The following is a 15,216-nucleotide window of genomic DNA, read 5'->3' as shown; positions in this document are numbered from 1 at the left end:
TGAACTCGCAGCAGGTAAATTATCAATATCCCCATGTTCAGAAATTTTTTCCGAAACAAATAACGAAGAATAAAACTTCATCTCAGACAGGCAAGCACCATCATTGGCCTTTTTGGTGTAACTTTGATAAGCAGGAATTGCGATGGCACTTAATACCCCAATAATTGCAACCACAATCATTAACTCAATCAGTGTAAAACCCTTGTGTTTACGCATTTTATCGTACTCCTTGTTTTCATCAGGAGATGCAGGAAACATACCAATAAAAAATAACAAACAATAACAATGATTTATAAAATAATATTCATAAAAATTTTGTCAGTTAATTCCCTTTCTTCACACTTGTTGTCTAAGAATCTCACTTATAATAAAAAAGGCACCGTAGTGCCTTTTTTATTGCCATATACAAATTATGGAGATGCTGCTTCGATAGTACATGATGCATTTCCATTAACATCACATTTAATGTCCCCACCAGTACCCTTAGGAGCCGTCGCTGTAATTTCTGTTGCCGCTAAATTATCAGGCAATTCGACTGTACAGTGTTTTAAATCAGCCGCTGTTACTGTGATATTGGCAATATTACCATTTTCAGCAATTTTTTCTGCTACATATAATGAAGCATATGACTTCATTTCAGATAGACATGATGCATCATTTGCTTTTTTGGTATAGCTTTGATACGCAGGAATCGCAATTGCCGCCAAAATACCAATAATCGCTACAACGATCATCAATTCGATAAGAGTAAAACCCTTTTGCATTGATTTCATAACATTTCTCCAATGAGTATTTTTTTATAAGCTTTTTTCAGCTATTTAGTAATTAGCATGTTTTATGCCAGTCCTTAGCTTAGCTAATTTTAACTTAAAAAAACAGGGACTTAAAAGAAATTCATCCTGTACAAAAGAAGATCAAATCAGACATTTTCAGAAAAAAAATGACAATTAACGTCATCTTTACTGCTTAATTATTCATTTTTTTTGCTAACGAATTTGACTACTTTCTACTTGTATGCAAATTGAGCGACTCAATTCACAAAAAAAATATTTTTAATTATTTTATTTTTTCTCACCGTTTATCGGAAGCTGGCTGCAAAGACCATGGAAGTGACTGCCGAACAAGCACAGACAGAACATTCTGCACAATAGTGGATTTCATTAAAAATCTCAAGCGCTATTTCTACTCGAAACACTCAACGCTATTTTAGTTTAAGATAATTGGCTCATTCGGCAATTCATTCTGATCATTTGGTTCGGTTTTCACATAATACTGGTCTAGAACTTGTCCAATTTCCGCAACACCATTATTCACGGCCTGTAGATAGTTCTTTTGAGCCAAGAGCAGCACGATGCTTTGACAAATTCCATTCCAAGTTTCAGTTGGCGTGGCATTTTTTAAACCACGATCAATCACAATCTCGACTTTACGCTCGCATAGATTGAGATAGAGCAATACACCACTATTCAACTCGGTGTCCCAAACACCCAATTCAGCAAACAGTTGTTGCGCGCGTAAACGAGTATTTTGGTGATAGGCCTGCGAGCAAGGGATATGCCCTTCAATCACCACCTGAATCTCTCCCACATGGCCCTTTTCCGCCTGCTGGACGGCTTTGGCAATCTCTGATCGATCTTGCTTACTAAAATAGCGATGTGCAGAAGAGACGTAGAGAAAGTGCTTAAACCAGCGCTTTAAACTCGGTTGCACCTGCTCATCCAGTTTCGGCTGAGTAATAATCTGTGTTGTATCTGTCTTGGTTACCATGAGCCTGATGCTCCTCCCCCGCCAAAGCTACCGCCACCGCCGCTATAACCACCGCCGCTGCCGCCACCGAATCCTCCACCTCCGCCGCCGCGACCACCACCCGATAGAAAAGCTTGGAAAATAAGTTGCGCCAATGAGGTAATCAATAAAAAGAAGATTCCGACACCAAGCAATAAGCTCATGACCAGACCTGCACCATTGACGAGACCAGCAACGGTTGCAGCCACGGCAGCGGTGGAAGCACTCAAACGATTACCGACAATAAACGAACCGACCACACCCGCAATCAAGATAAACAGCGCCATAGTCAAGGTATTGTCTTTGGCCTGCTGTGCTTGGATTGCTTGTTCATGCCGATCTTTCAATTCTTGTGCGGCTTGCTGTGCAATTTCAGGGTCTAAATTGACGATACGGCTAATTTCATCTAAACCTGCTGCAATCCCTTGAGCATATTGCCCCTGTTTAAAATAGGGGGTAATTTGATTGCGGATAATTCGACTCAGCACCACATCAGGCAATACGCCTTCCAGACCATAACCTGTCAAGATTTGGATATTACGGTCATTGACCGCAATTGCCATCAACAAACCATTATCGCGTTTGGCTGAGCCCAATTGCCACTTTTCACCTGCACGCAAGGCAAAATCAAAAATGGCTTCTTGCCCAGTGGTCGGTACGATAATCACCCCGATTTGCGCTTTGCCTTGCTGATACAGACCCAAAATTTTCTGGTTGAGCTGCTGCATTTCAGCAGCACTCAAGACTTTGGCCTGATCAATCACAGGTTGGTTTAAGGTCGGCAAACCACGAATGGATTCACCTTCGGCCATATCATTGGCCACTTGCGCTAAAGCTGGTGTTTCTGACTCTTGAGGCGTTGTCGATGAGGTATTTGCTTTTTGCTGTTGTTGAATAATCTTACCCGCAACAATCACATCGCTTTGATCGGTTGCAGTTGCGACTTCAGCCCAAACCGTATGCTGGAAAAGCAGTGTCGCAAAAACGATGCTTAAAACAGGTAAAATCTTCAGTTTTAAGTGCTGCTTAAACAGGTTCAACATACGGCAACTCCTCACAGTTCAGAACAATTTCACAGATTAATTAAATGAAACTGTCGGTGCTTGCTGTGCAGATTGTTCCGCCTTGAAGTTTTCTTTGGTTTTCATGCCAATCACTTTAGCCGTCATTACTTGCGGGAACTGACGTACATAAGCGTTATAATCTTGAACCGTGGTGATATAGCGGTTACGGGCAACTGCGATACGGTTTTCAGTGCCCTCAAGCTGTGCCTGTAAATCACGGAACTGCTCATTGGCTTTCAGGTCAGGATAGTTTTCTGACACGGCAATCAAACGTGATAAAGCACCCGTCAATTGGCTTTGCGCCTGTTGGTATTTCTCGAATAATGCGGGATCTTCTAGCACCTCTTTATCGACTTTTAAACCTGCCACATTAGAACGTGCCTGAGTGACTTCGACCAACACTTGCTCTTCATGTTTGGCATAGCCTTTCACCACATTGACTAAATTCGGTACCAAATCGGCACGGCGTTGATATTGGTTCTGCACTTCAGACCAAGACGCATTCACGGCTTCATCTTTGACCTGCAAAGTGTTATAGCCACAACCAGTAAATAACAAGGTACTTGCCAATACGGTTGCCAGTGCAGTTTGTTTGATGATTTTCATAAAAATTTATCCTCAAGTTTTTCTTTATATTTTTGCGATAATTCATTGTAATGGGATTTTTTGTCAGCTGTGTAACATTTATTAAAGTTGATTTATGGGTCTTTAAATAAAAAAGGCATTCCCCAAGCAAGCTTGAAGTAATGCCGCGCTAAGCACAAACGTTGTGATTTGAATTGAAATTAGCTATAAATTTTAGATGCAGTTTCCTCTTGAAAGCTTGCCATCCCATATTCATCGGCCATACGCGCTTTCCAGTAATTCACCAATGCGCTGTAATCATGTTTGGCAGGATGAAAATCCGCTTGATAATACGATAAATACTCGGGTATCAACTGCAGTAGCATTTTACTGAGTAAATACATACCAAATAGATTGCCACCGAGTTTCGGCAAGCTCTTCCATTTATCTTGCCAGATCAAACGCGTAGTCGCATAAAAAGTCAAACTGGCAAAGCCTGTCGTGACACTGCGCATCAGTAAACGGCGAATACGGTCATCACCGTAGACATCTTGGTAAACATCAAAAGCCACCGAACGATGCTCGATTTCTTCAATCGCATGCCAGACCCACAGTTTCATGGCATCATCATCCAAGGTACTGAGGATTTCAGGATGCTTGAGAATATAACCGCCTAACATCGCAGTAAAATGCTCAAAGGCACAGGTCAAAGCCAGTTGTAGTTTCGGATGAATATTACGCAGTGCATCATCGCGCTTGGCTAACCATGCCTGAAAACGATCAAGATTATAATCCTCACGTCGCCAAGCATCATTAAACTCCGTATGCGCTTTGGAATGCATCGCCTCCTGCCCAATAAAAGCCGCAATCTGCGCTTGTAATTGTGGGTCTTGCACTTTATCTCGGACATTACGCACACTATTGACAAAATACTGCTCTCCAATCGGGAAAGTTGAAGACAGTGCTGTGAGTAAATGTGACATTACTGGGGAATTGGCAAAATAATGACGTTTGATTTTGTTCGGATTAAATTGCAAACGTCGTACTGTAATGCCCAAGGCTTTGGGGCGATTTAAATAAGTTTTCTCTACCTTCGCATTTGCAAGAGCCATCTCGATTGCCTGCATCATTTTCTAGACTGTGTTCGAGTATTACGCTGTAAAAAATCCATGCACAGGGCAAAAAAGCTTACAAAACTTGCCAAAACTACCAAAATGATGACTGGTCTAGGTCGATGAGATCGGTGCGATACATTCTTGTTTAATTTTTCTTAAGCTCCACATCGCTGCAAGAAATAGTCCGCCCATGATCGCCACCACCACATGGAATGCCAATAGCTGCGCCTGTGCCATCGAATAATGCAAGCTTATCACTGCCCATTTGATCATAAACGCAGTCAGTGTACCCAATACAGCAATGCCAAAAGTCAGTCCAAGTTGTCTGAGCATATTTAAAATTGCCGCAGCAAAGCTAGCATCTGCCTGCGATACCGCATGTAAGCTCAAAGTACTGGAACTGGGTACAATCAATCCAATGCCTGCTCCCATCAGGCCGCTTAAGCCCATAAACAACAGATAAGAAGAATTGCTCTGGAAACTGATCATTGCGATCAAGGCGATTCCAGAAATGAATAACCCTATTCTGAGTAAGGGCAATGCACCATAACTTTGCTGTAACCGACCAAAGCAAATAGAAACCAGCGCCTGCATCAGAAATTGTGGGGCGATCAACCAACCGGCTTGAGCCGCGCTTAAATGAACCTGTTCCTGATAAAACAAGGCAAAGACAAATAAGGAGCTATAGCCTGCAAACCCCAATAGAAAAGAGATCAGATTAAAACGTAAAAAAATGCGGTTATGGAATAAATGACGTGGAATCAGCGGATGCGAAGCATGTTTTTGATGTCGAATAAAAATCAGCGTAAACACCACCGAAAGCAGGAAACTAAAAACAATCAGATAACCCATATGCGCTTGCTGAACCATGATAATACTATAGGTCAAGGTGGCAATCGCAGTCACGCTATAGATCAGCCCCAAATAATCAAAACTGATTTTTTGCTGATATTGATCGGCGACAATACCTTTCCAGCCCAAAAATAAGGCCAATAACCCAACTGGCAGATTCAACCAGAAAATACTTTGCCAGCCCAAATAATGCACCATCAGGCCACCCATTAGTGGCCCAACAATCAAGGCAAAGGCACTGAATGAACTCCAGTTGCCAATTTCCCGTGCTTTGCGATTGGCTTGGGTAAAATGATGTACGATGATCGCCAAAGTCAATGGAATCAACATCGCACCTGCGATGCCCTGAATCACTCGCCCAATAATCAATATGCCAAAATCCGGTGCTGCGGCACAAATCACCGAGCCTAAAATAAAGATCCCGACACCGACTAACCATAAGCGTTTACGCCCCAACCATTGGCTTAACGCCCCCACTGCCAACATCAAACTCGACATACTCAACGCATAGCTATCAATCACCCACTGTAAATCGGCGAGATGACTATTGAACTGTGTCTGGATTGCAGTTAAAGCCAGATTGACACTGCTTAAATCCACCAAGCAGAGAAAGGTACTGGTATACAGTGCCGCAATTAACAACCAATCATTGAGTTTCGATGTCATTATTTTATCCACTCAGCAAAAAATCAAAAATGAGAATTATTATCATTAATAGCATAGCAAGGTATTGACTGCTTGTTAAAGTTTTTATTTTCTTAGTCCATAAGAACACATACCAGCAGCCATCGACAAAATAAAAAAGCCCAAGCACGAGGCTTGGGCTTTTGAATAACTTAAATATGCAAAATAGGTTTATACACCAAGATAATCCAAGATGCCTTCAGCAGCTTGACGACCTTCCCAGATCGCGGTGACCACCAAGTCAGAACCACGAACCATATCTCCACCTGCGAAGATTTTTGGATTCGAAGTCTGGAATTTAAATTCTTGCTGTTCAGCCGCAACCACACGACCTGAACCATCTAAACTCACATTCGCACCACCGAACCAGTCTGCTGGGCTTGGACGGAAACCAAATGCCAATAATACGGCATCTGCTGGTAGAATTTCTTCAGAACCCGGAATTGGTTCAGGGCTACGACGGCCACGGCTGTCAGGCTCACCCATTTGTGTCGTTACCACCTTAACGCCTGTGACTTTACCATTCTCGCCCACAATCTCGATTGGCTGACGGTTGAACAGGAATTTTACACCCTCTTCATAGGCATTCTTCACTTCACGTGCAGAACCTGGCATGTTGCTTTCATCACGGCGATAAGCACAAGTTACATCATGCGCACCTTGACGTAATGAAGTACGGTTACAGTCCATGGCCGTATCACCACCACCTAGAACGATCACCTTTTTACCATCGACACTGATGTATTCGCTTGGATCTTTTTCCCAACCTTGGCAACGGTTCACGTTGGCAATCAAGAAATCTAAGGCATCGTAAACACCGTCAAGATCTTCACCAGGGAAACCACCTTTCATATAGGTATAAGTGCCCATGCCCATAAACACGGCATCGTATTCCGCAAGCAATTGCTCAATGGTCACATCCACACCAATTTCAGTATTTAAACGGAATTCAATGCCCATCCCCGTGAAAATCTCACGGCGACGTTTCATCACATCTTTTTCCATTTTAAATTCTGGAATACCAAATGTGAGTAGACCACCAATTTCAGGACGCTTGTCAAATACAACTGGTTTAACCCCACCACGCGCCAAAATATCCGCACAGCCTAAACCTGCAGGACCTGCACCAATGATCGCCACTTTCTTATTGGTCCATTTGACGCCTGACATGTCTGGACGCCAGCCCAAAGCGAAAGCAGTATCATTGATATATTTTTCAGCATTACCAATCGTGACTGCACCAAAACCATCGTTTAAAGTACATGCACCTTCACAAAGTCGGTCTTGTGGGCAAACACGACCACAGACTTCTGGCAAGGTATTGGTTTGATGGCACAGTTCAGCTGCTTGGAAAATCTGACCTTCTGCAATGAGCTTTAGCCAGTTTGGAATGTAGTTATGAACTGGACATTTCCACTCACAATACGGGTTACCACACCCTAAACAACGGTGGGTCTGGTTTGCAGCCACTTCCGCGGTAAAAGGTTTATAAATTTCCACAAACTCTGCCTTGCGGACAGTAATATCTTTTTTCTCTGGATCTTGGCGTGCTACATCCAGAAATTGAAAGTCATTATTAAGGCGCTCTGCCATGTCTCTCTCCGTGGGTAGGCGCAGTGATGTCCTTCACCGCTGCACCTGCCTATGTCTTTGCAGTCGTGGAATTATTGTGGGTCAGCTTGGGTTGTTTTCAAAAGCGTTTGCAAATTAGCAGCTTTCGGTTTTACAAGCCAGAACTTACGACTATAGAAGTCGAACTCATTACGGATTTTGTAGGCCCAAGCACTACCTGTCTCTTGGATATGCTCATCCAGAATACGTAATAAATTCTCTTTATGATCTTCCATCGCCTCAGTAGAAATACGATTCAGATCAATCAGCTCATGGTTGTAATAATCCACAAAGTCATTATCAAGGTCGAGAACATAGGCGAAACCACCTGTCATCCCTGCACCAAAGTTATGACCGACTTTACCCAATACCGTCACTACACCACCTGTCATATATTCACAACAGTGGTCGCCAGCACCTTCAATCACCGCAAATGCACCTGAGTTACGAACTGCGAAACGCTCGCCTGCAGTACCAGCTGCAAAGACTTTACCGCCCGTTGCACCATATAAACAGGTGTTACCAATGATTGCTGTGTTTTGAGTTTGGAATGGTGAACCTTTTGGTGGGAAGATCGATACGCGACCACCCGCCATCCCTTTACCGACATAGTCGTTGGCATCACCTTCTAGTTTGATATGCAAACCACCTGCGTTCCAAACCCCAAGCGACTGACCTGCAGTCCCGACAAGGTTCATCACCACTGGGCTGCTTTCCATCCCCAAGTTGCCATAGCGACGCGCAATCTCACCAGAGATACGGGCACCAATCGAACGGTCACAGTTACCTACTGTGAAGTTGAATGAACCACCTTGACCTGCTTCAATCGCTGGCAACATTTCAGCCACCATTTTCTCAGCCAAGACACCTTTATCAAATGGTGCATTGCCTTGAACTTGGCAATATTGTGCCTTACCTTCTGCAGAAGGATGCGATGTCAATAACGCACTGAGATCAAGATGTGCATGTTTCTCTGTTTCACCCGGTAAAACTTCGAGTAAGTCAACACGGCCAATCAAATCTTTCAGTGATGCAACACCCAATGCGGCTAACCATTCACGCGTTTCTTCTGCAATAAACTTGAAGAAGTTGATTAGCATTTGTGGCTCGCCAATATAATGCTCTTGACGTAAATGATCTTGTTGTGTTGCTACACCGGTCGCACAGTTGTTTAAGTGACAGATACGCAGGTATTTACAACCTAATGCAATCATTGGCGTTGAACCGAAACCAAAGCTTTCAGCACCTAAAATCGCAGCTTTGATCACGTCTAGACCGGTTTTCAAACCACCATCGGTTTGTACACGCACCTTGCCACGCAAGTCATTCACACGTAATGCTTGATGCGCTTCACTGAGACCCAACTCCCATGGCGAACCCGCATGGTGAATCGATGACAATGGTGATGCAGCTGTACCACCGTCATAACCCGAAATGGTAATAAAGTCGGCATAGGCTTTTGCCACACCCGCAGCAATCGTACCAACGCCCGGCTCAGATACCAGTTTTACTGAAACCATCGCTTGAGGGTTGACTTGTTTCAAGTCAAAAATCAATTGTGATAAATCTTCAATCGAATAAATATCATGGTGCGGTGGTGGCGAAATCAACGTTACACCTGGCACTGAGTAACGTAAACGCGCAATTAAGCCATTCACTTTACCGCCTGGTAACTGACCACCTTCACCTGGTTTTGCACCCTGCGCCACTTTAATCTGCAATACTTCTGCAGAGGTTAAGTATGCAGGGGTAACACCGAAACGACCTGATGCAATCTGTTTGATCTTCGAGTTACGGATGGTGCCATAACGCGCTGGATCTTCACCGCCCTCACCTGAGTTTGAACGACCACCAATGGTGTTCATGGCAATGGCAATGGCTTCATGTGCTTCTGGTGACAATGCACCTAAAGACATGCCCGCAGAGTCAAAGCGTGGCAGAATCTCTTCAATCGTTTCAACCTGATCTAAAGCAATCGAATCCGTAGTTTTCAACTTAAATAAGTCACGAATCGTTGCAACAGGACGGTTATTCACCAGCTCTGCATATTCTTTAAAGTCTTGGTATTGACCTGAACGCACCGCTTTATGCAGTGAGTTAATCACGTCTGGGTTAAACGCGTGATACTCTTTACCAAATACGAATTTAAGCAAACCACCTTGATCAATCGGCTTACGATGTTGCCAAGCCGTGGTCGCCAATTTTTTCTGGTCATTTTCAAGGTCAGCAAAAGTCGCACCTTGGATACGGCTAGGTACACCAAGGAAACATTTATCGACCACTTCAGATGATAGACCCACCGCCTCAAACAATTGACCGCCACGATAAGAAGCAACCGTCGAGATTCCCATCTTAGAAAGAACTTTGAGTAAGCCTTTCTCAATCCCTTTACGGAAGTTGGCTTGTGCATGGATTGGGTCACCCAAAAGTTCGCCTTTCGCAACCAAGTCATTGATCACGTCATAAGCCAAGTATGGATATACCGCAGTTGCACCAAAACCTAACAAGACTGCAAATTGGTGTGGATCACGAGCAAAACCTGTTTCAACTAAAATGTTTGCATCGGTACGCAAACCAGTTTTAATTAAATGATGGTGCACAGCGCCTGTTGCCAATGCAGAGTTTGCAGGTAAGAAACCTTCACGCAGGTTCTTATCGGTGAGCACAATCAGTGTTTTACCATCACGAACCGCTTGTGCAGCTTCTTCACAAATCCGCGCAATCGCTGCTTGTAAACCTTCAGCTTCTGCATAGTTCAGATCGATATCAACAACGCCATAACCTTCACGTTCTTTTTCAACGTCACGAAGCTGCTGCATTTTCGAATTTGACAATACAGGGCTTGAAATGATGATCCGATCCGCATGTTCTGGGCCTTGCTCAAACACGTTCTGTTCACGCCCCAAACAGGTTTCCAATGACATGACGATTGATTCACGTAATGGGTCGATTGGTGGGTTAGTCACTTGCGCAAACTGTTGACGGAAGTAATCAGACACGTGACGCACTTGACGAGACAATACCGCCATTGGCGTATCATCACCCATTGAACCGACTGCTTCTTGGCCACTTTCTGCGATTGGACGTAACAATTGGTCGCGCTCTTCAAATGTCACCATAAACATTTTTTGAGCTGCTTTTAATGCATCACCCGTTAAACCTTGGTCAAGCAACTGCTCTTCAAGCTGAGGATTAGCTTGTAAACGGATGGCATGATCACGTAACCATTCACGGTATGGACGCATATTTTTCAGATGATTACTGACATCTTTGGTATCCAGCACTTTGCCAGTCAAAGTATCAATCACTAAAATTTGACCTGGACCCACACGACCTTTAGACACCACATCTTCAGGTTCATAACCCCATACACCAATTTCTGATGCAAGTGTGATGTAATCATTCTTGGTGATCACCCAACGTGCTGGACGTAAACCATTACGGTCAAGCATACAGATCGCATGACGACCATCTTGAATGACCAGACCCGCTGGACCATCCCAGGCTTCCATATGCTTCGAGTTAAACTCATAGAATGCACGTAAGTCAGCGTCTAAAGTCTCAACGTTTTGCCATGCTGGCGGAACCAACATACGGAGTGCACGGAACAGGTCCATACCACCACCCACCAAGATTTCAAGCATGTTATCTAAGCTTGAAGAATCCGAGCCAGTACGGTTCACAATTGGATTTAACTCCGTTAAACCTGGTAGTAATGGATTTTCGAATTTTGGTGTACGTGCCAAAGCCCAGTTACGGTTTGCGGTAATAGTATTAATTTCACCATTGTGTGCAAGGTAACGGAAAGGCTGTGCCAACGGCCAACGCGGTAAGGTATTGGTCGAGAAACGTTGGTGGAATACCACAATATGTGAGGTTAAACGTGCATCCGCCAAATCGGTATAGAAGTCAGCAATTGCCGCTGGCATCATCAAACCTTTATAGCTGATTACCGTTGTCGCCAACGTAGTCACATAGAAAAGCGGATCATTTTGTAATTGTTGTTCTGCACGACGACGAGCCAAGAAGAGCTTACGGTTAAACTCAACTTCAGTTAAACCCATCGGGCAGTTCACGAGAATTTGTTCAAATGCAGGTAAGGATTGTAGTGCAATCTCACCCAAGGCATCATTATTTGTAGGTACAACACGCCATGCTGCAACAGTTAAACCTTCAGCAGCAATTTCTTTATTTAAAATATTTTTGGCATTTTGCGCTAAAGCAGGATCGATGTTTAGGAATACAGTTCCTGCAGCAAAAATTTCAGTCAGGTTACTGCCTAATTTCTGTGCTTCTTCACGGAAAAATTGTTTCGGCATCGCCAATAACAATCCGCAACCATCTCCTGTCTTACCATCCGCGGCAATACCACCACGGTGCGTCATGCAACTTAAACTGTGAATCGCAGTTTCGACCAGATGATGGCTTGAGTCACCCTTCATATGGGCAATCAGACCAAAACCACAGTTATCCTTAAACTCGTCAGGCTGATATAAACCTTGAGCGGGAGCTACAGTATTAGGCGATGGCATGTGCATAGCGTACCCTTCTTTCAACATGGCTCTTTCGAGCAACAAACAATCAATTCATTTTCTGCGATATTGCCGATTAACTCATACAAAGTTCAATGCTTCGCGAAAACATTTTTCATGGCGAATTTGCAATATACGTCTTTCCTTTACAAGATTGCACCCTATAAAGTGTTTTCAGTTATTACACCTTCACCTAGGTTTGTAAAGCACAAAAACTTTCCATTTCACCCAATTAATGAACTGTTTAGCACAAAACAGGGCAATGAGCAGACAAATTAGCACCACAAAAAAGCAAAAAACATGCCATATAGGCATGTTTTTACTAAATCATTAAAAAAGTTAAAATAACATCAAGATACAAGGAAGAGGGAGCTCATTTTTGCGCACAAAAATGCACCAAAAACTATCATCATGCTATAAAAAGAATCATTAACGCACATTAATGGTGCAATTTTAATTAAAAGGATCACTCACTTCACGCTTAGAAGCATCTGAATTTTCTTTTATTTTTTCAGCAGTTGCAGGTGGTTTCGGTGCAGATTGGGTTTGTTTTACGTTCACCACATTACCCTGCGCATCACGCTGTGTGACGGTGGTTTTTACTGTGCTCGATGTATCTGTGCTACGTGCGTTGCTTGAGGCAGATGTTGTTCCAATCAATAAACTTTCATCCACGCGTGGCAATGCAGCAGGTCTTAATTGCACAGCATAGAGCTGATTGGTTGCCGACTTCATTTCATCAGAACCCAAATCATTGACCAAGGCAGCATAACTAGATAGCTGGTGGGCTGTAGGTTGAATTGATTCAGGTAAGGCCAAATTCAATTGCGCAAATTGACGGCTTGCATCTTCGGCACTGCTAAACACACCATAAGCAAGTACATATTGCTCAACCTGATCTTCACCACTCAAGCGAAAATACACAAACTTTCTACGGTCTTCACGGTTTAACAAAAAGTTTTTAACAATTGCCTCATCTGAACTACGGAAAATTTCCATGGTCCATTGGCGCTGATTTTCTTTAATAAATTTGGTGCCACGGAATTCAGGCGCATGCTCATTGGAAACCACGACACGCGTGGTCAAATCCAGAGGCTTAACTTCATCTGAAAGCGCGCCTAAATGCGTAGTCGCTGCAACTTTTTCAGGTTGAATCTGAATCTGAGCCTGAGTTTCTTTTTCAGCTGGCTGTTGTTCTTTCACGAGCGCCTTACTATCCGTCACGCCCCAGAATATCAATGCAGCAATTAAACACGCCACAGCAAAAACGAGCCAGCTATATTGTTGAATATTTTGCCAAATTGATCGTGATACAGCCATGCTTTTCCCAAATGATTAATTATGCAGATTGATTTGCAAGAATAGATTGTTTCATCAGCTCAATATCAAAGTCTTTGGTAATCACCGCTTGCCCTAATTTTTTCAATAAAACCAAGCGTAATTGACCATTTAAGACTTTTTTATCGTGCGACATATAAGCCAAGAATTCATCTAATGGAATTTTCGGACATGATATCGGTAAATGAGCACGGTGAATGATATTTTTTGTACGTTGCAGATCTTCAGCAGTGATCCAGCCTAAACGCTGCGACAAATCTGCAGCCATGACCATGCCAGTTGCTACCGCCTCACCATGTAACCAGGTGCCATAGCCTAGATAGGATTCAATCGCATGCCCAAAAGTATGCCCAAGATTGAGCAACGCACGCTCACCCTGTTCTTTTTCATCATTGGCCACGATACGTGCTTTATGCGCACATGAACGAAAAACGGCTTCAGCCAGTAAGTTTGCATCACGCCCAACCAAGGCATCTATGTTTTGCTCTAACCAAACCAGAAAATCGACATCACCAAGTAAGGCATATTTAATCACTTCCGCCAAACCTGCAGACAATTCACGATCAGGCAAAGTATCCAATTGCGCCATATCGGCAAGCACCACTTGCGGTTGCTGGAAAGCCCCCAACATATTTTTACCTAAGGGGTGATTAATCCCCGTCTTGCCACCAACACTGGAATCGACTTGCGACAATAAAGTAGTAGGTACCTGCACAAAGTTTACGCCACGCTGGAAACAGGCTGATGCAAAACCTGCCATATCCCCAATCACGCCGCCACCCAAAGCCAGTACGGTACAATCACGGTTAAAACCCGCTTCTAATAAAGCATCAAAAATTAAATTCAGGTGCTGAATATCTTTATATTTTTCACCATCTGGCAAGATGCACTGTGCAACCTGTTTTTCCAACTGGGTTAAAGCATTGAGATAATGTTGTAGGTAGAGTGGCGCAACCGTTGTATTGGACACCAACATGACTTGTCTGCCATGTAAATAGGGCTCAAGTAAGGTTTTAGGATCTAAATGACTGCCAATAAAGATTGGATAACGACGATCACCTAACTCAACATGTAACGTTTGCATAAACTTAGACCAACCAGAAACGACTTAAACTTGTTTAGATAAAATAACGTGCAAAATACGTTGCGCTAAATCCCGTGCCGCACCTTGATTTGTTTCAATAATATAGTGCGCAACCTCACGATACAAAGGATCGCGGATCGCCAAGAGATCACGTAATTTTTGCTCTGGATTTTCGACTTGTAATAATGGGCGATTTTTATCACGGTAGGTTCGCTGTAGTTGTAGTTCTACAGGTGTATAAAGATAAACAACGATGCCACGTTGTTTTAGAAATTCTCGATTTTTCGGTTGAGTAACAGCACCACCACCCGTCGCCAGTACCAATAATGGACGAGAGGTTAAGTCATTTAAAACATTGGTTTCACGTAAACGAAATCCGACTTCACCTTCTTTTTCAAAAATCCACGGAATGGTCGCACCTGTTTTACGTTCAATTTCATGATCACTATCAATAAAATCTCGACCTAACAATTCTGCTAAATGTCGGCCAACTGTTGTTTTTCCTGCCCCCATCGGCCCTACCAAATAAACATTTGGTAGGGTTTCAAACGCTTTGCTTGGCAACGCGCCACCTATATTCATTGCAA

The 15,216-nt window shown here is 43.3% G+C and carries 11 protein-coding genes and 1 pseudogene; all 12 read right to left on the bottom strand.

What is annotated here, in order from left to right:
• Window positions 1-113: 113 nt before the first annotated feature.
• Window positions 114-216: pseudogene (locus tag NG55_RS21455) on the bottom strand (pilin); the annotation flags it as partial.
• Window positions 217-410: 194 nt separating this feature from the next.
• Complete coding sequence (locus NG55_RS21400) at window positions 411-764, bottom strand: type IV pilin protein (RefSeq protein WP_407638711.1); 354 nt, start codon at window positions 762-764, stop codon at window positions 411-413.
• Window positions 765-1,206: 442 nt separating this feature from the next.
• Window positions 1,207-1,767, bottom strand: coding sequence for a TPM domain-containing protein (locus NG55_RS10585; protein ID WP_065343220.1), 561 nt, complete (start codon window positions 1,765-1,767; stop codon window positions 1,207-1,209).
• Window positions 1,761-2,828, bottom strand: coding sequence for a TPM domain-containing protein (locus tag NG55_RS10580; RefSeq protein ID WP_065343219.1), 1,068 nt, complete (start codon window positions 2,826-2,828; stop codon window positions 1,761-1,763). Before NG55_RS10580 ends, NG55_RS10585 begins: the two co-directional genes overlap by 7 nt.
• A 36-nt stretch (window positions 2,829-2,864) precedes the next feature.
• Window positions 2,865-3,455 carry a LemA family protein gene (locus NG55_RS10575; RefSeq protein WP_016542733.1) on the bottom strand — a complete coding sequence of 197 codons (591 nt, stop codon included), beginning with the start codon at window positions 3,453-3,455 and terminating at the stop codon, window positions 2,865-2,867.
• 179 nt (window positions 3,456-3,634) lie between these two features.
• Window positions 3,635-4,525: a metal-dependent hydrolase gene (locus NG55_RS10570; RefSeq protein ID WP_065343218.1), complete on the bottom strand. Its 891-nt coding sequence runs from the start codon at window positions 4,523-4,525 to the stop codon at window positions 3,635-3,637.
• Window positions 4,526-4,639: 114 nt separating this feature from the next.
• On the bottom strand, window positions 4,640-6,046 hold the full coding sequence (locus tag NG55_RS10565; protein WP_065343217.1) for an MFS transporter: 1,407 nt from the start codon (window positions 6,044-6,046) through the stop codon (window positions 4,640-4,642).
• A gap of 189 nt (window positions 6,047-6,235) precedes the next feature.
• On the bottom strand, window positions 6,236-7,657 hold the full coding sequence (locus tag NG55_RS10560; RefSeq protein WP_016542730.1) for an FAD-dependent oxidoreductase: 1,422 nt from the start codon (window positions 7,655-7,657) through the stop codon (window positions 6,236-6,238).
• Window positions 7,658-7,728: 71 nt separating this feature from the next.
• Window positions 7,729-12,207 carry a glutamate synthase large subunit gene (gltB, locus tag NG55_RS10555; RefSeq protein WP_171257957.1) on the bottom strand — a complete coding sequence of 1,493 codons (4,479 nt, stop codon included), beginning with the start codon at window positions 12,205-12,207 and terminating at the stop codon, window positions 7,729-7,731.
• Between the two features lie 453 nt (window positions 12,208-12,660).
• Window positions 12,661-13,527 carry a hypothetical protein gene (locus NG55_RS10550; protein ID WP_065343215.1) on the bottom strand — a complete coding sequence of 289 codons (867 nt, stop codon included), beginning with the start codon at window positions 13,525-13,527 and terminating at the stop codon, window positions 12,661-12,663.
• Window positions 13,528-13,546: 19 nt separating this feature from the next.
• Window positions 13,547-14,629, bottom strand: a complete 1,083-nt coding sequence (gene aroB, locus NG55_RS10545; RefSeq protein ID WP_016542727.1) for a 3-dehydroquinate synthase — start codon at window positions 14,627-14,629, stop codon at window positions 13,547-13,549.
• Between the two features lie 24 nt (window positions 14,630-14,653).
• Window positions 14,654-15,211, bottom strand: coding sequence for a shikimate kinase AroK (gene aroK / locus NG55_RS10540; RefSeq protein ID WP_004657425.1), 558 nt, complete (start codon window positions 15,209-15,211; stop codon window positions 14,654-14,656).
• Window positions 15,212-15,216: the final 5 nt, after the last annotated feature.

Source organism: Acinetobacter gyllenbergii (genome assembly GCF_001682515.1).
GTDB lineage: Bacteria > Pseudomonadota > Gammaproteobacteria > Pseudomonadales > Moraxellaceae > Acinetobacter > Acinetobacter gyllenbergii.
The sequence above is the reverse complement of the archived record's forward strand: the minus strand, read 5'-3'. Positions and strand labels throughout refer to the sequence as shown.

Coding starts and splice junctions, on each gene's coding strand:
- gltB (WP_171257957.1), bottom strand. CDS start 12,207: ATGCCATCGCCTAATACTGTAGCTCCCGCTCAAGGTTTATATCAGCCT.
- NG55_RS10550 (WP_065343215.1), bottom strand. CDS start 13,527: ATGGCTGTATCACGATCAATTTGGCAAAATATTCAACAATATAGCTGG.
- NG55_RS10560 (WP_016542730.1), bottom strand. CDS start 7,657: ATGGCAGAGCGCCTTAATAATGACTTTCAATTTCTGGATGTAGCACGC.
- NG55_RS10565 (WP_065343217.1), bottom strand. CDS start 6,046: ATGACATCGAAACTCAATGATTGGTTGTTAATTGCGGCACTGTATACC.
- NG55_RS10580 (WP_065343219.1), bottom strand. CDS start 2,828: ATGTTGAACCTGTTTAAGCAGCACTTAAAACTGAAGATTTTACCTGTT.
- NG55_RS10575 (WP_016542733.1), bottom strand. CDS start 3,455: ATGAAAATCATCAAACAAACTGCACTGGCAACCGTATTGGCAAGTACC.
- aroB (WP_016542727.1), bottom strand. CDS start 14,629: ATGCAAACGTTACATGTTGAGTTAGGTGATCGTCGTTATCCAATCTTT.
- aroK (WP_004657425.1), bottom strand. CDS start 15,211: ATGAATATAGGTGGCGCGTTGCCAAGCAAAGCGTTTGAAACCCTACCA.
- NG55_RS10570 (WP_065343218.1), bottom strand. CDS start 4,525: ATGGCTCTTGCAAATGCGAAGGTAGAGAAAACTTATTTAAATCGCCCC.
- NG55_RS21400 (WP_407638711.1), bottom strand. CDS start 764: ATGCAAAAGGGTTTTACTCTTATCGAATTGATGATCGTTGTAGCGATT.
- NG55_RS10585 (WP_065343220.1), bottom strand. CDS start 1,767: ATGGTAACCAAGACAGATACAACACAGATTATTACTCAGCCGAAACTG.